Annotated in this window: 17 protein-coding genes; 9 read left to right on the top strand and 8 right to left on the bottom strand. The window is 48.0% G+C overall.

What is annotated here, in order from left to right:
• From LHL18_RS17300 to prsK, 4 genes are read left to right on the top strand one after another with little or no spacing between them, the layout of a single operon-like run.
• On the top strand, positions 1 to 1,122 hold the full coding sequence (locus LHL18_RS17300) for a glycosyltransferase family 4 protein (protein ID WP_226768017.1): 1,122 nt from the start codon (positions 1 to 3) through the stop codon (positions 1,120 to 1,122).
• Positions 1,109 to 2,116 carry a glycosyltransferase family 2 protein gene (locus LHL18_RS17295; RefSeq protein ID WP_226768016.1) on the top strand — a complete coding sequence of 336 codons (1,008 nt, stop codon included), beginning with the start codon at positions 1,109 to 1,111 and terminating at the stop codon, positions 2,114 to 2,116. The genes LHL18_RS17300 and LHL18_RS17295 overlap by 14 nt, the downstream gene beginning before the upstream one ends.
• Before the next feature lie 4 nt (positions 2,117 to 2,120).
• Positions 2,121 to 2,882: a S1 family peptidase gene (locus tag LHL18_RS17290; protein WP_226768015.1), complete on the top strand. Its 762-nt coding sequence runs from the start codon at positions 2,121 to 2,123 to the stop codon at positions 2,880 to 2,882.
• Positions 2,882 to 4,939, top strand: coding sequence for an XrtA/PEP-CTERM system histidine kinase PrsK (gene prsK / locus LHL18_RS17285; protein ID WP_226768014.1), 2,058 nt, complete (start codon positions 2,882 to 2,884; stop codon positions 4,937 to 4,939). Before LHL18_RS17290 ends, prsK begins: the two co-directional genes overlap by 1 nt.
• 51 nt (positions 4,940 to 4,990) lie before the next feature.
• Here prsK and LHL18_RS17280 read toward each other — a convergent pair whose 3' ends face one another.
• The 3 genes from LHL18_RS17280 to LHL18_RS17270 form a co-directional block, all read right to left on the bottom strand.
• On the bottom strand, positions 4,991 to 5,479 hold the full coding sequence (locus LHL18_RS17280) for a GNAT family N-acetyltransferase (protein WP_226768013.1): 489 nt from the start codon (positions 5,477 to 5,479) through the stop codon (positions 4,991 to 4,993).
• A gap of 78 nt (positions 5,480 to 5,557) precedes the next feature.
• Complete coding sequence (locus LHL18_RS17275; RefSeq protein WP_226768012.1) at positions 5,558 to 7,867, bottom strand: acyl-CoA dehydrogenase; 2,310 nt, start codon at positions 7,865 to 7,867, stop codon at positions 5,558 to 5,560.
• Position 7,868: 1 nt separating this feature from the next.
• Positions 7,869 to 8,555, bottom strand: coding sequence for a TetR/AcrR family transcriptional regulator (locus LHL18_RS17270; RefSeq protein WP_134055646.1), 687 nt, complete (start codon positions 8,553 to 8,555; stop codon positions 7,869 to 7,871).
• Between the two features lie 465 nt (positions 8,556 to 9,020).
• On the opposite strand from LHL18_RS17270, the gene LHL18_RS17265 reads away from it, so the two are divergent.
• Together LHL18_RS17265 and LHL18_RS17260 are read left to right on the top strand one after the other, a co-directional pair.
• Positions 9,021 to 11,618, top strand: a complete 2,598-nt coding sequence (locus LHL18_RS17265) for a TonB-dependent receptor plug domain-containing protein (protein ID WP_226768011.1) — start codon at positions 9,021 to 9,023, stop codon at positions 11,616 to 11,618.
• A gap of 115 nt (positions 11,619 to 11,733) precedes the next feature.
• Positions 11,734 to 12,990: an HD-GYP domain-containing protein gene (locus tag LHL18_RS17260; RefSeq protein ID WP_134055650.1), complete on the top strand. Its 1,257-nt coding sequence runs from the start codon at positions 11,734 to 11,736 to the stop codon at positions 12,988 to 12,990.
• Positions 12,991 to 13,034: 44 nt separating this feature from the next.
• Here the strand turns inward: LHL18_RS17260 and LHL18_RS17255 are convergent, their stop codons facing one another.
• Positions 13,035 to 15,254 carry a S9 family peptidase gene (locus tag LHL18_RS17255; RefSeq protein ID WP_226768010.1) on the bottom strand — a complete coding sequence of 740 codons (2,220 nt, stop codon included), beginning with the start codon at positions 15,252 to 15,254 and terminating at the stop codon, positions 13,035 to 13,037.
• 114 nt (positions 15,255 to 15,368) lie between these two features.
• On the opposite strand from LHL18_RS17255, the gene upp reads away from it, so the two are divergent.
• The 3 genes from upp to LHL18_RS17240 all read left to right on the top strand — a co-directional run bounded on the left by upp (position 15,369) and on the right by LHL18_RS17240 (position 18,123).
• Positions 15,369 to 15,995, top strand: a complete 627-nt coding sequence (upp, locus tag LHL18_RS17250) for a uracil phosphoribosyltransferase (RefSeq protein ID WP_134055654.1) — start codon at positions 15,369 to 15,371, stop codon at positions 15,993 to 15,995.
• 67 nt (positions 15,996 to 16,062) lie between these two features.
• On the top strand, positions 16,063 to 16,956 hold the full coding sequence (locus LHL18_RS17245) for an alpha/beta hydrolase (protein WP_226768009.1): 894 nt from the start codon (positions 16,063 to 16,065) through the stop codon (positions 16,954 to 16,956).
• A 60-nt stretch (positions 16,957 to 17,016) separates the two neighbouring features.
• Complete coding sequence (locus LHL18_RS17240; RefSeq protein WP_134055656.1) at positions 17,017 to 18,123, top strand: META domain-containing protein; 1,107 nt, start codon at positions 17,017 to 17,019, stop codon at positions 18,121 to 18,123.
• A 118-nt stretch (positions 18,124 to 18,241) separates the two neighbouring features.
• On the opposite strand, the gene rplT is transcribed toward LHL18_RS17240, so the two are convergent.
• The 4 genes from rplT to thrS all read right to left on the bottom strand — a co-directional run bounded on the left by rplT (position 18,242) and on the right by thrS (position 21,397).
• Positions 18,242 to 18,601, bottom strand: a complete 360-nt coding sequence (gene rplT / locus LHL18_RS17235; protein ID WP_008219135.1) for a 50S ribosomal protein L20 — start codon at positions 18,599 to 18,601, stop codon at positions 18,242 to 18,244.
• A gap of 17 nt (positions 18,602 to 18,618) precedes the next feature.
• Complete coding sequence (gene rpmI / locus LHL18_RS17230; protein ID WP_027672243.1) at positions 18,619 to 18,816, bottom strand: 50S ribosomal protein L35; 198 nt, start codon at positions 18,814 to 18,816, stop codon at positions 18,619 to 18,621.
• Positions 18,817 to 18,904: 88 nt separating this feature from the next.
• Entirely contained in the window at positions 18,905 to 19,447 is a 543-nt protein-coding gene (gene infC / locus LHL18_RS17225; protein ID WP_134055658.1) for a translation initiation factor IF-3, read from the bottom strand.
• A gap of 39 nt (positions 19,448 to 19,486) precedes the next feature.
• Positions 19,487 to 21,397, bottom strand: coding sequence for a threonine--tRNA ligase (thrS, locus tag LHL18_RS17220; protein ID WP_226768008.1), 1,911 nt, complete (start codon positions 21,395 to 21,397; stop codon positions 19,487 to 19,489).
• Positions 21,398 to 21,649 lie beyond the last annotated feature (252 nt).

Here is a 21,649-nt window from a genome sequence, read left to right as displayed (position 1 = left end):
GTGACCGCAACAGCAACATTACGCATTATGGAAGTGGTGCAAAGTCTCGAAAAAGGTGGCAGAACGGTAAGGTTCCATGACACGGTAAACGCACTGTGTCAGTCCGGCCATCAGGTTGTAGCAGTGTGCTTCGGCCCTTTTGATAAACCTACAGACGCTGAACATAATATTGCTCTGCCGCAGATATCCGGTAAAAAGTTTGGCCTGATCTGGCAGTTAGCTAAACTGATAAAAAAACACAATATACAGCTGGTACATGCGCATTGCGAGTCCAGCCAACTCTATGCCGGGCTTGCAGCTAAACTCTGCCGTATACCTGCCGTTGGCACTTTTCACCGCTCCAGACTGGAATGCTATAACCCCTCAGTAAGTAACCGTTTTATCCGCTTTGCGCTGTCACATTTTGTTGCGGTATCAAAAGATCGGATGCGGCTTTTGACCAATAATATGGGCCTGCGTGGTAGCGACTGCAGTGTAGTGTATGGCGGAACTTCGCTGTTGTCGGTGCCCGCGCGAACTAAACAGCAGGCCAGAGCTGAACTCGGCCTGGAAGCCGACAGTAAAATACTGCTCAGTATCGGTCATCTCGGCGCAATAAAAGGACATCAGGATACATTGCAGGCGCTGGCGTTGTTAGATGATGCGGGTGTGCAGTTATTCATTGCCGGCACAGGCACTGAAGCAGAAAAAAACACACTCGTTGATTTAGCGCAATCACTTCAACTGCAACATCAGGTAAGGTTTCTGGGCCAGATTAGCGACCCGGCCTTGTGGCTGGATGCCTGTGATATCTTTGTACAACCGTCGCATGAAGAAGCTTTTGGTCTGGTGTTTATTGAAGCAGGAGCGCGGCGAAGGCCTGTTATTGCTACCCATGTGGGAGGCATAAAAGAGATTATTATGCACAGCCTGACCGGCTTTTTAGTTGCCCCGGCTTGCGCGCAGCAATTGGCTGAAAGTATGCAAAAATTGCTTAATGATGCTGATTCATGCCAGAGCATGGGCAACGCAGGCTTCGATCGCGTGCAACAAACTTTTTCCGTTGAAGCGATGACAACGCAGTATCTTAAAATTTTTCAAAAACTTATGCTAAAAGAAGGATCTTATCATGACGCAAGCTAGCGTAACGGTAGTTATCAGCCCACGCGATCGCTACTCAGGCATCATTGCATGCATTGAAAATCTGTACCGTTGTACCCCAGAACCGTTTTTATTAAAAGTGCTGGATCTGGATTACCCGGCTCATATAAAACAGCAACTTAAAGCCTTGCTGCAAAACAAAACTAACGCAGAGATAGTCGAGCTGGGGCTGATGATCCCAATGGATGCCGTCAGTAAAATCCGCGACAGTATCACGACACCTTATACCATGCTGCTGGATAACGACTCTAACGTGACTCCCGGTTGGCTGCCACCATTACTCGACACAGCCCAAAGCAGCGGTGCTGCAGTAGTAAACCCGCTGACACTGGAAAAAGAAGGCGTAGATGAAGGCGCAACGCTACGCAACCATTTGTACACCAACGCAATACAAGTCGTCGATGTCGAAGGTAAAGAGTATCTGATCGAGCACAAATCATATCGCCGCGCTCTGCCGCAGGATATTCCGCAGCAGGTAGCTGACAGTGAGATGTTTGAGTTGCATGGCGTGCTGTTTCTGACCAAAGCATTACAACAGATCGAATTACCGTCGATGGTGATCCGCGAACATATCGATATTGGTATTCAACTGCGTAAGCTGGGCTACAAATTACTCAGCCAACCAGAGTCTGTCATTATTTTCGATAATCTGGGCACACGCATGAGCTGGTTCGATATGCGCTTTTTCTTCTATCGCTGGGATCCAAAACTGACCTACACCTCATCCAGATTATTTGAGCAGCGCTGGCACTACAACTTTTATGCAGAGCACGCTATGTATCACTGGGTATTTCGCCGTAAAGTGTTTTTGGTCTGTCGTTGGTTGCATCTGCCTATCTCTGTCAGCAATAAAGTTGTGCGTGTCGTGGCAAAACTAAAAACCCTGATCAAACCGGTTTGGAATCCGTTGTCCGATCCGGCTGCAATAGCACGTCCGGCAGAGCTGGACAGATTTACTCATCAACCGCAGGGATAGCCTTATGCGAGTTTTATTCTGCCTGACAGCGCTGCTACTGAGTCAATGGAGCCTGGCAGCCGGCACTGTCAATCTGCCAGAACATATATCACGTATAAAGCCCTCTATCGTCGCTATCGGTTTATTAAACCCGACAGCCTCCCCGCGCATTACCCTGCTCGGCACAGGTTTTGTCACGGGTAACGGTAAGCAGATAGCAACGAATTATCATATTATCGCCCGGCCGACAGATCCTTCGACATTAGAGCAGTATGTTGTATTGTCGGGTCAGGGCGAAAAAGTTGAAGTGCATAAAATTTTGCATGTGGCAGAAGATTTGGCGCACGACATTGCGGTGCTTAGCATAGAGCAGACAATGCCGGCCCTTAAATTGTCGAATGAAAAAATGCTGGCAGAGGGCAATACTGTCAGCCTGACGGGCTACCCTATCACCTCAGTGTTGGGGTTATACCCCGCTACGCATACCGGTATTATTGCCGCACACACACCTGTTGTTATTCCGGCACAAAACTCACAGCAGCTGCAAACAAAGGCTATCCGGGCATTAAAACAGCCTTATCTGGTATATCAGCTGGACGCAACAGCTTACCCCGGCAACAGCGGCAGCCCGTTATTTTCTATGGTTGACGGTACTGTTATCGGTATTATTAATCGCGTACACGTTAAATCAACCAAAGAGGCCGTATTGTCAGACCCCAGCGGTATCACCTACGCTATTCCGGTTGTTCATCTGCTTAACTTGCTTAATGCCGGAACAGCCCCTTGATGCAAGACAGCGTTAGCCTGGTTTTTACCATCAGTTCAGCTGGTTTCGTGCTGGCAATATGTTGTTACGCTTTTTTGTTCCTGCTGTTATTAACAGACAAAGCTGCCAACAGAACCAAAAACCTGCTGCTGGCATTTGCTGCAGTACAGGTGTTCTGGGCAGTGTTCTATCTGCTGTTCAGTACACAGCCTTTTATCAGTGCCGACTCAGTTATTGTTGAGGCTCTTCGCCACATACTGTTATTTTTGCTGTTATTTTCCTGTCTCAGTAGCAGCGAGATACGCTGGTGGTCTTTTCTGGCACAAGGTGCGGTTAAGCTCGTTATTCCAATTGTATTTTGCTTGGCGCTGGTAAATGTCTTTGTTCCGGTAAGTAACAACATTATATTCAGCATCAACTTGCTATTGTGCATTGGCCAGCTAGCGCTGCTTGAAGCGCTTTATCGCCGTGCCGGGCCTGTTGTCTGGCAGTTCAAGCCTTTAGTGCTTGGGCTTGGGTTACAAATTCTATTCGACTTTATTCTGTTGGCTGAAGCAGCGCTATTCAGCCGGATAGATCCGCAACTTTGGGCTGCCCGTGGTTTCATTGCAGCCCTGGTACTACCGCTGTTAGTCGTCGCTATTCGCCGTATCCGCTCATGGGCCATCAGTGTGTATGTTTCCAGAGAAATTGTTGTTAACAGCACTATAGTGTTGCTGGCTGGCATTTACCTGAGTGTGCTGGCGGTCGCCGGTTTTTCCATTAAGTTATTTGATCTTAGCTGGACAGGCCTGCTGCAGGCGATACTGATTGCTGCAGGCTGTTTGCTGTTTGCTGTTGTCGCCTTATCAGGCAAAGTCAGACGCAGATTTAAGGTGTATATTGAGAAAAACTTTTACGCCAATAAATTTGATTACCGTACCAAGTGGCTAAGCCTGACACAGTATCTGAAGTCACTGAAACTGCAGCAGGACGTAGACTATCAGGCCTATCTCAACGCCTGGCTCACCGCTACAGGCTATCAAAGAGGTGCGCTGATACGTGCTTTTACTCCATCACAGCTGCACGCTGTTGCCTGCCTGGGCCGGGTATCAGTGACCGCTGATGAGCTTAATCTGTTGCAACATTATTGTCAGCATCATGCCAGACCGGGCTGGATCACAGATTTATCTGATCAGAATGATAGTTTTGTGCAATTTAAAGGTGATACGTTGAAAATAGACGGCCACCTGATTATCCCGGTTTTTGATGAGCAGCAGCTGTGGGGCCTGTGTATTCTCAATACCCCAACAGCAGAGCGGCTGAAGCTGAACTGGGAGCTCAGAGACTATCTGATGATTATTACCGAACAGATAAGCAGCTATTTATTGCTTACGCTGGCCAGTAAAGCGCTGAGTGAAAATGCTCAGTTTGCCGCTTTTAGCAGAATGTCGGCCTTTGTCGTACACGATTTAAAGAATGTGAAAGCCCAGTTAGATCTGATGCTGAACAACAGTAAAAAACATATGCAGAACCCCGAGTTTATCAAAGACAGCTTCGACACTCTGGAGGCGATGCAGCAACGGCTTGGTAACATGCTGTCACAACTAACAGATAAACGCACTGACTCAAACAGCAGCAGCAAGTTTTCCGTGGCGCAAGAGCTGGAGCAGGTCATTAAACACAAGTGTGCGGTGAGAAAACCGCTGCCTACCCTGCATGTATTAAACAATTGCATGTTGTCTTTAGACAAAGAACGTTTTAGCAGCGTGCTTTATCACCTTATCGATAATGCCCAGCATGCTACCGAAGAAACGGGCAAAGTAGAGATCACCGTTGATGTCAAAACTGATGTCGCTTCAACTGTATTACAGATTAATATTACGGATACCGGCTGCGGCATGAGCGAGCAATTTATTCAGCAACGCCTGTTCAAGCCATTTGACACCACTAAGGGCAACTCAGGAATGGGCATTGGTGCTTATGACGCGTTGCAGTTTGCTCAGCAGCATAATGGCCAGTTGACGGTCAGCAGTGTTGAGGGCGAAGGCAGCTGTTTTACGCTAACCTTACCCGTCACTGACGATACAAAAGAATAACAGCTGGTGCCTGCTAACTGCAGTGCACTCATGCACAGCAGTTAGCATTATTCAGACGCTCTGTGCCAGCGCTTTGAGGTTTTCACCAGTCACCCGGTTTATCCGCCAGTCATGCAGCATCGTAGCGCCCTGTGCCTGGTAGAAGTCTATTGCAGGCTGGTTCCAGTCAAGCACTGACCACTCCAGCCGGCCACAATCCCGCTCGACCGCCAGCTTTGCCAGATAACTGAGTAGCACTTTACCCAAGCCCTTGCCGCGAAAATCTGGTAAGACGAACAAATCTTCCAGGTAAATACCGGGTTTTGCTAAAAAGGTAGAGTAATTGTGGAAAAACAACGCAAACCCGGCGGCCTGCTGGTTATATTCAGCGATAACCACTTCTGCATAGCGTTTGTCACCGAATAACGTGTGTTTTAAATTATCTTCCGTCGCTACCACCTGATCGGCCAGTTTCTCATATTCGGCCAGCCCCTGAATAAACGCCAGTATGGTAGGCACATCCTCCGGCGTCGCCAGCCGGATATTAATATCTGTGGTCATCTGTCACTCCCCAAAAAATAAAACCGGCAGAGCACAGGCTCTGCCGGTTTCCAAGTGTAACAAGTTGTAGTGCTGCCGTCAGCTGGCTGGCGTTATCGCCATTGCTTCGAGCGTACCAGCAGCAAAACTGTCAACACTGATAGCACTGAAACGCAACTCGTTCATTCTGTTTAACTGCTGGGCCTCTTCAGCACTGATAATACCAGCATCCTGTGCCTGTACTATGGTGTGCTCCAACGGCTGCTTACGCGGTAACTGACCACTGCGCTGCGCCTGATAAATTTTCTTCATCAATGGCTGGGCTTCATACATTGAAACAAAGGCACCTTCCATCAAACCGGTAGCGTCGTTTTCACCTTCACCTATGTAACAAAGGTGCGTTAATCTGTCGCGAACGACACCCGGCTTCGACATGGCATCGCAAATCTGAACAGCAATGTCATCTGCAGGCATCTTATAGCCAATACCGAATGGGAATACCAAAGTACGTAGCAAACCTGCGACGAAGCGGTTCGGGAAGTTTGCAAAGAAACCGTCAAAGGCACGCCCTATTTCAAACAAAGCGCGCTGCAGACTGTAATGCACAAATGGCAAGTCACACTGCTGACGACCATTATCTTCGTAGAACTTAAGTACTGCTGATGCAATATAAAGCTGGCTTAACACATCGCCTAACCGGGCTGATAACATTTCACGCCGCTTTAACTCGCCGCCTAAAATCAGCATTGAAAAATCGGCACTCAGTGCTAAACCGCGGCTCATACGGCTTAACTGCTTATAGTATTTCGCTGTTTCACCTGATACCGGCGCGCTGTTAAAGGCCCCAGCCGTCAAGCCTTGCCATAAAGCGCCAAAGGTATTACCCACCGCAAAGCCGACGTGCTTCATCAACAGCTTATCAAATTGCTTTAAGCCTTCTTCTGCATCCGGGTTAGCTGCAGCTTCCAGCTCTGCTAACACATAAGGGTGGCAACGCGTCGCACCCTGACCGAAAATCATCAGATTGCGGGTCAGAATATTTGCGCCCTCGACCGTGATTGAGATCGGAATGCCCATATAACCATGCGCCAGATAGTTTTTCGGACCTACCTGAATAGCGCGGCCAGCGTGAATATCAAACGCATCATTCATCAACGTCCGGGACATTTCTGTCATATGGTATTTGGCAATGGCAGTAACCACACTCGGGCTTAAATTCATATCAATAGCGCCCGCAGTCATCACCCGCATCGCTTCAAGGCTATATGTCAGGCCACCGATGCGGGCCAGAGATTCCTGCACACCTTCAAACTTGCCGATAGACATGCCAAACTGCTGACGCACATAACCATAGGCACCTGTCATGCGTGCAGCCAGGTGGCCGGTAGCCGTGGCCAATGCAGGTAAACTGATACCACGACCCGCTGATAAACATTCTACCAGCATGCGCCAGCCGCGACCTGCGTAATCCGGGCCGCCGATGATCCACTCCAGCGGAATAAACACATCCCGACCGTAGGTTGTACCGTTCATAAATGCCATATTCATCGGGAAGTGACGATCACCGATCTGCACACCTTGATGGCTGGTTGGGATCAGAGCACAAGTAATACCTAACTCTTCTTTATCACCAAGTAAATTCTCAGGATCGTACAATTTAAACGCCAGGCCCAGCACCGTTGCAACCGGCGCCAACGTGATATAACGTTTATCCCAGTTCAGGCGGATACCAACCACTTCTTTGCCTTCAAACTCGCCTTTACACACTACGCCGGTATCAGGGATGCCGCCCGCATCAGAGCCCGCCTCCGGGCCTGTCAGCGCAAAACACGGCACATCAGTGCCGTTGGCCAGGTTTGGTAGCCAGCGGTCTTTTTGCTCTTGTGTACCATAGTGCATTAACAGCTCACCCGGACCGAGAGAGTTTGGCACCATCACCGTCACTGCCGCGGTTAAACTGCGGGTTGCAATACGTGACACAATCGTAGAGTTAGCTATCGCTGAAAACTCACGGCCACCATACGATTTGGGAATAATCATCGCAAAGAAGCCTTCACGCTTTAAAAACGACCAGACTTTCTGCGGTAAATCACGCTGTTCCTGCACTATTTTATAGTCGTCCAGCATTTGCAGCAGGGTTTCAACCTGATTGTCTAAAAATGCCTGTTCATCTTCATTCAGCTCTGCTTTTGGAAAACTGTGCAGCTTTTGCCAGTCTGGTTTACCTTTAAACAGCTCACCGTCCCACCAAACATCACCGGCTTCCATTGCCTCACGCTCTGTATCAGACAGCGGCGGCAGGATTTTCTTGAATACCGCAAAAATAGGTTTGGTGATCAGGTTACGGCGGATATCCGTCACGCCGAACACCACCGCCAGGGTAACAACCAATATTAACAGGACTAACATATTACCTTCCTTCACTCGCCAGCATGGGCGCGGTTTGACTTATTTGAGAAACGGTTGGTACAGGCGCAGCTATAGCTGCAGACAAGTACGGTATCAGGCGTAAAATCACCCCTTCAATATCGACTTTTTCATTAAAGTCGGCCTGCGCAATTTCGGCCAGAGCCTCGTTTGACGCCATCGTAAATACGACGGTGCCAAGTGAAAAATGCAAACGCCAAAACAGTTCACCAGGTGGTAAATCCGGGCATGCCTGCTGGACCAGCAATACCAGCTTATCCAGCACCCGCCCATAATGGTGATTAAAGAACCAGCGTAAATGGCCTTGCACATCGGCATAGCCACGACCTAAAAGCTGCAAAAAAATACGGGTGCCATTTTGGTTTACTTTATTCAGTTCAAGCAGCGGTTTGACAAATACCGTCAACACCTGATTCAGGTTGTTAGGCTGCTGTGCCGCCAGTAAACGGGTGAACTCCTGGTCCAGCCTTGGCATCAGCACTATCAAATATCGCTGCAAGACAGCCTGAATAAGCTCTTTTTTTGAACCAAAGTGATAGTTAACCGATGCCAGGTTCACTTCCGCCAGGCTGGTGATCTGCCGCAAAGAGGTATCATTAAAGCCGGTCTCGGCAAATAAACTCTGCGCCGCATCAAGAATTTTATACTGAGTGCTGTGTTTATTTGGCATAACCTTACCACAATTTAAACAGGTGTTTGAAATGTACGTTTGAATTTAAAAAGTGTCAAGAGACAAATCAACAGCTGGTCTTACCTGCCGCACGCTCTGAACCAAATAAGGTACATTTGCTACTGCAACAGAAAAAAGCTTGACAGAAACTCTCAGATGCTGGAATTTAACTGCTACTTCATCCGCTTTATCATCACAGGAGACGTAACGATGCAAAAATGCGCTGTCAATCATTACGGCTATTACGTCTCTCCTTACTACTTGTCCGAGTGGTTTAATAATTAGTTCTCCCTCTGCGTCAGGCAGAGATCTGTTGTTTTCAGCCTAATCTTGACCGTTGCCAGCTTGCGATAACGCTTGTGGCATCTGCTATGCCTATGCTGCTTTGACTTTGCTTCGACGCATTTTACTGCTTTTTAATCAGACCGCCTTATAAGGCGGCGTTTACTATCCAGAGGAATGTGTATGTTTATTAAAGCAAAAATGAAGCTATCCACCCTGAGTATTGCCATGTTACTTGCCATGTCTGGCGCCCAGGCCCAGTCTGTTGAAGACGATGCTAAAGAAAAAGACATCGAAAAAATTCAGGTCACGGGGTCACGCTTAAAAGGCGTGGACCTTGAAGGCGCCAACCCGGTGCAGATCTTTGACCGGGATGATTTAACCTCCCGCGGTTACAATACGCTAAGTGACTTCCTGCGTGATTTACCGCAAGCCTCCAGTGCCGGCACCTTTACAGAAAATGGTGGTGTTGGTGGCAACGATGGCAGCCCGGCAGGCTCTGCAGGTGTCAGCTTACGCGGTTTGGGCAGCAGCTCAACACTGGTGCTGGTAAATGGCCGCCGGGTAGCTGTAGATTCATTTACTAATGGTTTCGATTCTTTTGTTAACGTCAATGCTATCCCCATGTCCGCACTGGAGCGGGTAGAAATTCTTACCGACGGTGCGTCATCGGTTTATGGCTCTGATGCCATAGCAGGTGTGGTGAATTTTATCTTACGTAAAGATGTCGAAGGTCACGAAATATCGGCATCTTATGGTGATGATACGAAAGACAGCGACTTTGGCCGCTATAACCTGACTTATGTCGGCGGTTTTAACACCACCAACAGCAACACCACTCTGGTAGTGGACTATTTCGACCGTAAAGCGTTGTTCAACAGTGACAGACCAATTGATGTTACGTTCAAATCAAACACCCGGGTGACTGTTGACGGCGTTGACTATGCCGAAGACTGGTGTGGCGATGATACCCGCAACAACGGCGGACGCTGTAACTTTGATTATGTTATACAACGCGCTATTCAACCCGATACCTCGGCTTTTGGCACTACGCTGAACCACGTGTACCGCCTCAATGATGGCAAAGAATTCTTCGCTGAAGCGATGTATCAGCATAACACCGGTTCTGCCTACGATTCAGCGGCATCATTTGATATTGATATCGCGGGCGACTCAGCCTTTGTGCCTGAACGTTTCGCACAGGCAAATGCGCAGGATGGCAGCATTGACAGTATTCGTGTACGTTCACGTTTTCCCGAGCGCCGCATTCAGGATTACGACACCACGTCTTACCGTGTTTTGGCGGGGTTAAGAGGTGAACTTGCTGACTGGTCGTGGGAAACTGCAGCGGTTTACGGTAAAACTGACAATGAAATTACCCATGTTTCTGGCTACATCGGCAAAGATAAATTAGATGCTGCGATAGCAGATGGCAGTTACAATCCGTTTAATTTAGGCCGTGATAATAGCGATGCTGTACTGGCATCGGTTCGTGAACTGGCACCACGTAAAGGCGAATCAGAAGTGATGTCGCTGGATTTCAACATTGCTGGCAATCTGGCTATTGAATTGCCGGCCGGCGCTGTCAGTGCGGTATTCGGCGGCGAGTTCCGTAGCGAAGAAATCTCCGATAACCCTGCAGCCGTGGCGCAAAGCGACGGCATTTACGGCCTTGGCGCATCAGACGCTAAAGCAGACCGTAATCAGTATGCGGTATATGGTGAATTCAATGTGCCGATCACTGACAGCCTGGATGCGATAGCTGCTATGCGTTACGATCATTACAGTGACTTTGGTGGCGACGTTAATCCAAAACTGTCCCTGCGTTATCGCGCGACAGATGATCTGATCCTTCGCGCTTCCTGGAGCACCGGCTTCAGAGCCCCTTCCCTGTCTCAGCTTGGCGCGGGCACATCGTTGACCGCAAACTACATAGATTGCGGTACTGACCAGCCATTTAACGGCCTTTGTGGTGACTTCGGTGCACAATTTGGCGAGCTTGAGTTCGATCAGGAAACACTTGGCAATACTGGCCTGGACGCAGAAAACTCCGAAGCTGTTAACGTGGGCGCATCCTGGAACCTGACCAATAATCTGCAATTGACTGTAGATTACTGGCGCTACGAGCACACTGATATCGTTGATGTTGACGCGAACACAACTCTTCGGGCCTGTGTCAGCGGCAGTGCCCCGGTTGTTAGTAGTGAAGCCGAACTGGCTGGCGCTTTTGGCTGCGTCATTGACAGCGGCAATGATCTGGTGTTTTTACGCACCGGCTTTTTCAACGTAGGCAGCCAGGAAACTGACGGTGTCGACGTTAAAGTCAATTACCGGCTGGATGCCGGCCGCGCCGGTAGCTTTGATCTATTCGCTAACGCGACCAAGACATTCTCTTACGAGCGTCAGATCACTGCCGACAGCCCGAGACAGGATTTACTCGGTAAGTTAAGCGGCGCAGCTGAAATAGCCCGTCCTGAGTTAGTTGCTGACTTTGGTGCTGATTGGGCCATGGCCAACTGGTCTGCCAGCTTGTCAGCACATTACATAAGCTCACTCGGAGATGGCGACTTTAAATTTGATAATGAAACCGTCGACTCCTGGCTGATATTCAGCGGCAGCCTGGGCTATGACATAAATGATAACCAATCGTTATTGTTGTCGGTGCGTAATCTGACAGACAAAGAGCCGCCATATGCATCATCACCTACCAACGGTTACGCCAGTTCAGTACACGACTGGATTGGCCGCTTGTGGACAGTGCGGTACACTATACGCTTCTGATATCAGATGAATGGAACAAGGCCAGAATTTTCTGGCCTTTTTTTGTTCTGTGTCACTGGTATTGTCAGTTAACAAGCTTAAACTAACTAGATTGAACGAATGCGGAGTACTGTGGTTGTCTGTACTAAAAGTTAAACCTGCTGATTTAAAACTGGGCTATGCGGTAAAACTGCCTGGTGCCTGGATGAAACATCCGTTCCTGTCCGGCAATATGATTATTGAAAATATGCAACAACTGCAAATTATCCGCTCGCTTGATATAGAGTACGTGCTGTTTTACCCGGATAAAAGCAAGAAAATAGACATGCCGCCTGAACTTAACGATGAAGATGCGGCAAGCTTCAATATGGCAGCCAGTGAAGCGCAAATTAAAATGCAGCAAGATAAAATGCAGCGTATTGAACAGGCAAAAGCGCACCGGCGGGATATTCAGCGCACCGAAAAAGCATTTGCACAGTCTCTACTGCAAGTCAGAAGCATAATGAGTAAGCTTAGCAGCAGGCCATTGAATGCTATTGACGATGCCAGCAGCCTGATAGGCGCGATGACTGATGTACTGCTAAATGCCGACTCGCTGGTACTGCACCTGATTTCTGCTGCAAACAAAGAGCAAGAAGGCCTTTATTATCACTCACTTAATGTCGCAACTTTATCGATGATGCTGGCTAAGAACCTAAATTTAAGTGCAGAGCAAATTAAAACTGTCGGTATAGGCGCACTGTTTCATGATATTGGCAAAATTAAGATCCCAAGCCAAATTTTGCGAAAAACCACGCCGCTGACAACACCAGAACAAAACCTTCTGAAACTGCACACTAAGTACGGTGTCGATCTGGTTGGGCTGACAGATAACTTTCCACTTGAGGCCTGGCCAATTGTAGAACAACACCACGAATACATTGATGGCAGCGGCTACCCTAAGGGGCTGAAAGAGAACAGCATCGACGCATTGGCGAAAATTGTTGCCGTTGTCAACGAGTTTGACAATCTGTGCCATCCACTTGATATCAGTAAATCACGTTCGCCACACCACGCACTGTCGTATATGTACAGGACAATGAAAGGCAAGCTGGCTGATCGTGAAATGAAAGTAATGATCAAGATGATGGGAGTGTATCCACCCGGCACTATAGTACAGCTATCTGATCAACGTATTGGTATCGTCATGTCTGTGAACAGTGAAAATTTGTTGTGCCCGAATGTGCTGGTATATGACGCCGACGTACCAAGACTGGAGGCCCCCATTCTGACTTTGGAGCCAGACAAACTCAGCATCAGTAAAGTGATAAAAATTCAGGCGCTGCCACAACAGGTTGCTGAATACCTGAATCCCCGGGCGCAAGTCAGCTATCATATCCAGGGTAACAGCTGAGATGGGAAAGATAAAAAAGCCGGTACACTGTACCGGCTTTTTTGTTACTTCAGATGTTCATCAAAGAAACGGGTAATACTTTTATGCAAATGTGTTTGCACCGGCTGACCAAACATAGAATGTTTGCTCCCCGGGTAATTTATCATATCAAACAGCAGGCCTTTATCCTGCAACTGCTTGTAAAGCTTAGTACTATGGGTGAAAAGCACATTGTCATCCGCCATCCCATGATAAATAAGCAGTTTACCTTTTAAACCATCAGCATAGGGGAACACTGCACTGGCTTCATATCCTGCGGCGTTATCATCCGGATGACCAAGATAACGTTCTGTATAATGCGTGTCGTACAATGCCCAATCGGTCACCGGGGCTCCCGATACGCCGGCAGCAAAATAATCAGACGCTTTAAACATTGCCATGATCGCCATATAACCACCATAGCTGTGGCCATAAATGGCAATTTTACCGGCATCAACATATGGCAGACTGCGCAGATACTCGACACCTGTAATCTGGTCGGCAATCTCAGCAACGCCTAATTTTTTGTAGATAGGATCTTCAAATGCCTTGCCGCGGTTATATGAACCACGGTTATCCAATTGGAACACCAGATACCCCTGCTGCACCAGATAATGCAGATACAGATCGCGTGCGCTCCAACTGTTGGTTACCCGTTGTGCATGTGGTCCACCATATACACTGACAATCACCGGGTATTTCTTGCCGGGTTCAAGCGCGGCGGGCTCAAACATCCGGTAATGCATGACCTGGCCATCTTCAGCGTTTATCGTACCAAAGCGCGGCGCTTTCAGCTGTGAATGATAAGCTGTCAGCGGGTGTGTTTTGTCCAGCTCGTTTTGCTCAAGCCAGGTTAATACGGTGCCATCCAGTGCGCGCAGCGCCACTTTATTCGGCGTAGTGACATTCGAGAAACTATCGATAAAACTGCTGCCATCTTTGGCCATAACCAGGGCATGGTCGTAGTTTGGTGCTGTCAGGCGTTTGATATCACCGCCCTTGAGACTGACCTGATAAAGATGACGCTCGAGCGGTGTATCTTTACGCGCAGTAAAATACACCATGCCTTGCTTTTCATTGACTGCGTCCAGTTCATCTACCACCCAGGCTCCCTGAGTTAACTGGCGCTGTAATTTACCGTCGAAATCGTAGTAATACAGATGCTTATAACCATCACGCTCTGATGCCCAGATGAAACCCTTATCATCTTTCAGAAAATGTAAGTCATCATGCAAATTCAGCCAGGTGTTGCTTGTTTCAGTAAGCAGTACTTTTTGCTGGTTATTGCTCAGGTCGACCAAGCGCAACTCCAGCTTATGCTGATCGCGGCTTTGCCACTGATAGCTTAAATAACGTGCATTTTTCGTCCACTCTACCCGCGGCAGATAAATATCATCATTGTCGCCGTGTGGCAGCCAGTTAATTTTGCCGTCGGCAACGCTAACCACTCCCAGCTGTATTTTTGCGTTAGCAGTGCCAGTGTATGGGTAGCGCTGATTAAACAACTTAATTTCTTCGGCATAAATTTCATTACGCACGACTTCAGCCACGCCGCTTTCGTCGGTACGGGTAAAGGCAATCTTACTGTCATCCGGCGCCCACCAGTAACCGGTCATGCGGCCCATTTCTTCCTGGGCGACAAATTCGGCCATACCGTTTTTGATAACGCCACCGCCATCAAACGTAAGCTGGGTTTCTTTACCGGTGGCGATTTCCAGCACAAACAGGTTCTGCTCACGAATGAAGGCAACATAGCGACCGTTGGGCGAGATGGTTGCATCAGTTTCAAACGCTGCAGTATCAGTGAGCTTTTTCGCTGACTGTGTTTTTAGCTGGTAGTAATATAAATCGCCATTTAACGGAAACAACAACGCATCACTGTTTTTGGCCCAGCTGTAGCTGATAATACCTGAGGCAAATAACCGCATACGCTCACGGCGGGCTTTTTCTTCATCTGATAGTACTTCAGCACCACTGACTAAACTGTCGGCATCCACCAATAAACGATGCTTAGCGGCTTTTATATTGAATTCCCATAAATCCAGCCGGTTGGCATCCTCAGCCTTGCCTTTGAGGTAGGTGACACGGCTACCATCCGGCGCCATTGCTAACGCCCTTGGTGTTGCCCCGCTCAGCGCCGGATCAGCGAACAAACGTTCTAATTCAAGTTGTTTTGCCTGCGCCATAGCCCCTCCGCCGAAACATAAACATATTGCCAGTAACTGCGCTGGCATCTTAATCCGCATAGCTTAATCCTGTTATCGCTGAATAAATGGCACTGTTTTTATAACGCCTGAGCAGAAACTGCAAGTAAAAGCAGATTGCGTTATGCTTAGCTGCGTTAAACAGAGGAATAACTTATGACAGTACATCAGCTTAGCCATCCGTTGGTAAAGCATAAAATTGGTTTATTGCGCGCAGCTGATATCAGCACCAGGCAATTTCGCCAGCTTGCAGCGGAGCTTGGCAGTTTATTAACTTACGAGGCAACACAAGACCTGGCGACCGAAACAGTGACCATCGACACCTGGAGTGGACCTGTTGCGGTTGAACAAATTCAGGGCAAGAAAGTAACAATAGTCCCTATATTGCGGGCTGGCCTGGGTATGCTTGACGGTGTGTTAGAGCTACTGCCAAGCGCCAGAATCAGTGTTGTTGGCATGTACCGCGATGAAGAGAGTTTACAGCCGGTACCGTATTTTCAAAAACTCGCCTCCGATTTAGACCAGCGCCTGGCGATAGTCGTTGACCCCATGCTGGCAACCGGCGGCTCTATGATTGCGACAATAGATCTGCTGAAAAAACACGGTGCAAACCGTATTAAAGCCCTGGTATTGGTTGCAGCACCTGAGGGCATAGCAGCCTTGCAACAGGCTCATCCTGATGTAGACCTCTATACCGCAGCAACAGACCGCTGCTTAAATGAGCACGGCTATATTTTACCGGGCCTAGGGGATGCAGGCGACAAACTGTTTGGCACTAAATAGCACGCTTCAGGCTTGCTCTGCACTGCTTGTCATGGCACCTTTAGCTGAAAAATAACTAAAGGACACAATGTTGCAGTTAGTACCCTGGTCTTATCAAACCGCGCAGGGCTTCACCCTGCGCGGGTACCGCACTGAAGCAAGCGGCAAAGCTGTTTTACATATGCTGCACGGTAATGGTTTTTGCAGCAGGATGTACCAGCCAATGCTGCAGCGGCTTGCTGCTGACTATGACTTATTTCTGTCCGACGCCCAGGGCCACGGCGACAGTGACCATGGCGGTGCTTTTGTTGGCTGGAACAAAAGTGCAGAACTGGCCGCTCAAGCATGGGCTGCCCATCAGCACCTATACCATGCTATGCCGGTATACGGGATCGGACATAGCTTCGGTGGCGTATTAACGTCGCTTATCCATACCAGCCCAGCTAGCCCTTTTCACGGTATAGTATTGCTCGACCCAGTATTATTTACGCCAACCATGCTAACGGCTATCAGTGCCCTTAGCGGTATCCGGCTGTATCATAAAAACCCAATGGCCAGGGCAGCACTGCGTCGTCGCCAGCATTGGCCAGACAAACAAAGCGCCGTCGACTATCTTACAAACCGCGGCATGTTTGCTAACTGGCATCCGGATGCGTTAGCGGCCTATATCGACCATGCCTTAAAACCCAGTGAGCATGGACTAAGCCTTAAATGTTTACCGCAGCGGGAAGCGGATATTTTCGCCTCGTACCCACACAAGCTCTGGCAACAGCTTGCACGCCATTGCGCACCGGTAAAGGTATTTTATGGCGATAAAAGCTATCCTTTTATTGCTAAATCCTTAAGCAAATGGCAGAGGTGTAATAAGGCCGTCAGTGTTACAGAAGTTAAAGGAGGACACTGCTTTATGCAAGAGCAGCCGGAGCAAGCTGCTATTTATGTTAAAACTGCGATAAGCGAACTGAATTCACCGCTGAAATAGCTGTTAAAGCCAGTTAAGAATTCCGCTATAATAGCGAAAATTTTTAACCTGGAACTCCGGATGAAAAAGCGCCTACTTGTTGTTGCAATGCTGTTGTCTGCCTGTAGTCAGTTGCCTGATGAGCGCAAAGCAGAAGTTGAAACCCTGGCTGTTCCGGCAGAAGAAATTAAACCTTCAGAACCGGAAGAAGTTGTTGTTGAAAACGACGCCGTTGCAGAGTCATTAGCAACAGATTTTGAGCATATCTTCGTCGATACTGATATGACGTTCAGCGGTACCTTACCGTGCGCCGATTGCCCCGGCATTTCATATCACATTAACCTGTTCCGTGATGGACGCTTTGCGGTACGACAGGAATATCTGGAGCGCAACCAGATAAGTATTATCAGAGGCATTTGGCTGCTGGAAAAGCGTAGTCTGCATTTAGTGAATCAGCAGCAAACCCTGCCAGCATTCCACTTTTTGTCAAACACCCAACTGGCCATGCTTGACCTGAGCGGTAAACCTATTACGTCTAATACGAATTACCAGCTGCAACGTGAAGCAGAGTTTAGAAAACTGGATACACGGCAGGCCATGCTGGGGCTGTACACACTAAACGATAGTCAGGCTAGCTTTACCAGCTGCGCCAGCGGTGAAACCCTGACGGTCGCTAATACCCAGCACCATTTGCCGGTAATGCGCCAATACCAGCAGGACGAACGGCTAAAAGGCAATAATGTTATCGTTACGCTACTCGGGCGCAGAGGTCAGGATGATCAGGCCAATACGCTGTTTATCGACAAGTTTGAACAGTTCTGGCCAGGCGCAGCCTGCCCGGATCAATTACAACCTGGCAAAATGCAGGGTATCGTCTGGCGTGCTGAGAAGCTGGCCAACCGGTATGTACCACAGCAACTCAATGTCCGGGTAATTTTCGAGCCTAATGAGCGTTTGTATGGCTTTGCGGGTTGTAATAACTTCAATGGCAGCTATAAACAGCGCTCCAGCCAGTTAAGTGTGCAACCGCTGGTAAGCACCCGTAAATTTTGTGCCGATAGCAGTGAGCTGGAACAGCAGTTTACCCAGTCTTTGCAATCTGCTGACCGCGTCGAAGTAAACGGCGATACCTTGCAGCTGTTCAAAAACAATCAACTTATCCTGCAGTTCAAACCAGCCATAAACTGATTACCAGTACTACAAATAAAAAACGCCTGCTTAAAGCAGGCGTTTTTTATTACTCATTGCCGGAAAATCAAGGCATAAAAAAAGCCACCCTAAGGTGGCTGTTTCTTTAGCGCGTAAATTACGCTGCTAACGCTTGTTTCGCTTTAGCAACTAAAGCAGTAAAGGCTGCTTTGTCGAATACGGCGATGTCAGCCAGGATCTTACGGTCGATTTCTACTGAGGCTTTTTTCAGGCCATCAATGAAACGGCTGTAAGATAAACCGTTCATACGTGACGCAGCGTTGATACGCGCGATCCACAGTTGACGGAATTGACGCTTACGCTGACGACGGTCACGGTAAGCATATTGGCCGGCTTTAATTACAGCCTGGAAAGCAACACGATAAACACGACTGCGGGCACCGTAGTAACCTTTAGCCTGGTTTAACACCTTCTTATGACGCGCGCGCGCCGTTACACCACGTTTAACTCTTGGCATGTCAGACTCCTAATTAATTATGCGTAAGGCATGCAACGGACTAAGCCGGCGATGTCTACTTTAGCGACTAAGGTTTTTGGACCTAACTGACGCTTACGCTTAGAGGTCTTCTTCGTCAGGATGTGGCGAAGGTGTGATTGCTTACGTTTAAAGCTACCTGAAGCGGTTTTTTTGAAACGCTTCGCAGCACCTTTATTGGTTTTCATCTTTGGCATAGTTAAAAACTCGCATTGTTAAATTACAACGAATAATAAGGCGTTATCCCTGCCCTTTGCAGCGCAGGGTTACACTTGAAAGCACTTATTACTTCTTATTTGGGGCCAGCATCATGATCATCTGGCGACCTTCCACCCGTGAAGGGAAAGATTCGCACACGGCAATGTCAGCTAAATCTTCTTTAATCCGATTTAACATATCAATACCGATGTCAAGATGCGCCATTTCACGACCACGATAACGTAACGTTACTTTAGCTTTGTCACCCTCTTCAATGAAGCGACGCAGGTTGCGTAGTTTTACCTGGTAATCGCCTTCATCAGTTCCAGGCCGGAATTTAATTTCCTTAATCTGGATCTGTTTTTGCTTCTTCTTCTGCTCTTTCAGAGCTTTACTCTTTTCGAACAGGAACTTACCGTAGTCCATCAACTTACAAACTGGCGGTTCGGCTGTCGGGCTAATCTCTACTAAATCGGCTCCGGTTTCTTCTGCCATGGTAATGGCGTCAGCGATACGTACTACACCCAGCTGCTCACCTTCCAAACCAATTAACCGTACTTCTGGTACTGTTATTTCTTCATTGATCCTGTTAGGACGGTTTGCAGGTAATGTTTTCTTTCCTACTTTAATAGTATGTTCCTCCGAAAATTAATCTTTCGCTTAAATGGCTCAGACGCGGTCTTTAATTTCTGCAGTCAGCTTTTCTACAAAAGCTTCTACAGCCATTTTACCCAAGTCTTCACCCTTGCGCGTTCTCAGTGCAATATCACCGGCTTCCATTTCTTTATCACCAACGACAACAAGGTAAGGAATGCGCTTAAGCGTGTGCTCGCGAATTTTAAAGCCTATCTTCTCATTTCTCAAGTCACTTATGACCCTAATACCGTGAGATTTGAAAGTTTTTACTAAATTCTGTACATATTCGGCCTGATTATCGGTAATATTCATCACCACGACCTGATGCGGTGCCAGCCAGGTTGGGAATTGACCGGCATATTCTTCAATCAGAATACCGATAAAACGCTCCAGTGAACCTAAAATGGCACGGTGAATCATCACCGGGATCTGCCGTTCGCCACTTTCTGCAATATAAGATGCACCTAAACGTGCTGGCATCGAGAAATCCAGCTGCACCGTGCCGCACTGCCAGGCACGGTCTAAACAGTCATGCAAGGTGAACTCAATTTTCGGGCCATAGAACGCGCCTTCACCATGCAGGTATTCAAACTCAATACCTTTATCCTGTAACACATCCGCCAGCGCTTTTTCCGCCTTGTCCCAGATTTCATCTGACCCAACACGCTTTTCCGGCCGGGTTGACAGCTTGACCACGATTTTATCAAAACCGAAAGTTTTATAGGTTTCATACACCATATCGATACAACCACTGACTTCAGCAGTGATTTGATCTTCAGTACAGAAAATATGCGCATCGTCCTGGGTAAAGCCACGAACCCGCATCAAACCATGCAGCGCACCTGAAGGCTCATTACGGTGACAGCAACCAAACTCAGCCATACGCAATGGCAAATCACGGTATGACTTTAACCCCTGATTAAAAATCTGCACATGACCCGGGCAGTTCATCGGCTTGATGGCGTACTCACGCTTTTCGGATTCAGTGGTAAACATGCCGCCAGCAAACTTATCCCAGTGGCCTGATTTCTCCCACAGACTGCGGTCCATCATTAGTGGACCTTTTACTTCGTCATAATCGAAGTTGCGCAGTTTTTCACGCACGAACTTTTCAAGTTCGGTATAAATAGTCCAGCCGTCATTGTGCCAAAACACCATGCCAGGCGCTTCTTCCTGCCAGTGGAATAAATCCAGTGCTTTACCGATTTTACGGTGGTCACGTTTTTCGGCTTCTTCCAGCTGCAGTAAGTAAGCAGCCAGTTGCTTTTTATCTGCCCACGCTGTGCCATATACACGCTGCAGCATTTTATTTTTTGAGTCGCCGCGCCAGTAAGCACCAGCCACTTTCATAATTTTGAAGTGCTGGCAAAAACGCATGTTTGGTACATGCGGGCCACGGCACATATCAATATATTCTTCGTGATGGTATAAGCCAGGCTGGTCGTCTTTGGCGACATTTTGCTCCAGAATTTCCATCTTGTAGCTTTCGCCACGCGCTTTAAAGGTATCAAACGCTTGCTGCCAGCTGACTTTCTTTTTAATAACGTCGTATTCGGTCTTCGCCAGCGCGTGCATACGCTCTTCAAGTGCAGCTAAATCTTCGGCACTGATTGGGTGATCCAAATCGACATCATAATAAAAACCTTTATCGATAACCGGACCGATAGCCATCTTCACATTTGGCCACAGCTGTTTAATGGCGTGACCTAATAAGTGCGCACAAGAATGGCGGATAATTTCCAGCCCTTCCTGATCTTTGCTGGTAATAATGCTTAAGCTGGCATCAGTTTCAATAGGATCGCAGGCATCGACTAACTGGCCATTCACCTTACCGGCGATGGTGGCTTTAGCTAGACCGGGGCCAATGTCTTTGGCAACATCCATAACGGAAACAGCATGATCAAAAGCGCGCTGGCTGCCATCAGGCAGAGTAATAACTGGCATGATAAATCCTTATACAGTGGTGGCCCACACCAAGGGACACTTGTTAAATATAATTGTCATTTGTGCACGTACCTTGCGTGGCAGTCGACAGACTTCACTAAAGCCTGTGTGGTACACAACGTGGTACGCTGCTTACGCTAGCGGCTTATTATACATTCCGCGTTGCAAAGCGGCGGCTATCATAGCGCGAATTGACGTAAGATTCACCGTGAAATTTCTGCTTTATCGGCCATACTTCAAAGCACGGCGCAG

Origin of the sequence: Rheinheimera aquimaris (assembly GCF_020531985.1) — a bacterium.
In the GTDB taxonomy this organism is placed as follows: domain Bacteria; phylum Pseudomonadota; class Gammaproteobacteria; order Enterobacterales; family Alteromonadaceae; genus Alishewanella; species Alishewanella aquimaris.
This window is presented reverse-complemented; position numbering and strand designations above follow the sequence as displayed.

Bases quoted from the DNA above. Each gene is read 5' to 3' on its own strand.
- LHL18_RS17290 (WP_226768015.1), top strand. From the start codon at position 2,121: ATGCGAGTTTTATTCTGCCTGACAGCGCTGCTACTGAGTCAATGGAGC.
- LHL18_RS17295 (WP_226768016.1), top strand. From the start codon at position 1,109: ATGACGCAAGCTAGCGTAACGGTAGTTATCAGCCCACGCGATCGCTAC.
- LHL18_RS17280 (WP_226768013.1), bottom strand. From the start codon at position 5,479: ATGACCACAGATATTAATATCCGGCTGGCGACGCCGGAGGATGTGCCT.
- LHL18_RS17245 (WP_226768009.1), top strand. From the start codon at position 16,063: ATGTTGCAGTTAGTACCCTGGTCTTATCAAACCGCGCAGGGCTTCACC.
- LHL18_RS17275 (WP_226768012.1), bottom strand. From the start codon at position 7,867: ATGTTAGTCCTGTTAATATTGGTTGTTACCCTGGCGGTGGTGTTCGGC.
- LHL18_RS17240 (WP_134055656.1), top strand. From the start codon at position 17,017: ATGAAAAAGCGCCTACTTGTTGTTGCAATGCTGTTGTCTGCCTGTAGT.
- rplT (WP_008219135.1), bottom strand. From the start codon at position 18,601: ATGCCAAGAGTTAAACGTGGTGTAACGGCGCGCGCGCGTCATAAGAAG.
- rpmI (WP_027672243.1), bottom strand. From the start codon at position 18,816: ATGCCAAAGATGAAAACCAATAAAGGTGCTGCGAAGCGTTTCAAAAAA.
- LHL18_RS17255 (WP_226768010.1), bottom strand. From the start codon at position 15,254: ATGCGGATTAAGATGCCAGCGCAGTTACTGGCAATATGTTTATGTTTC.
- thrS (WP_226768008.1), bottom strand. From the start codon at position 21,397: ATGCCAGTTATTACTCTGCCTGATGGCAGCCAGCGCGCTTTTGATCAT.
- LHL18_RS17270 (WP_134055646.1), bottom strand. From the start codon at position 8,555: ATGCCAAATAAACACAGCACTCAGTATAAAATTCTTGATGCGGCGCAG.
- upp (WP_134055654.1), top strand. From the start codon at position 15,369: ATGACAGTACATCAGCTTAGCCATCCGTTGGTAAAGCATAAAATTGGT.
- prsK (WP_226768014.1), top strand. From the start codon at position 2,882: ATGCAAGACAGCGTTAGCCTGGTTTTTACCATCAGTTCAGCTGGTTTC.
- LHL18_RS17265 (WP_226768011.1), top strand. From the start codon at position 9,021: ATGTTTATTAAAGCAAAAATGAAGCTATCCACCCTGAGTATTGCCATG.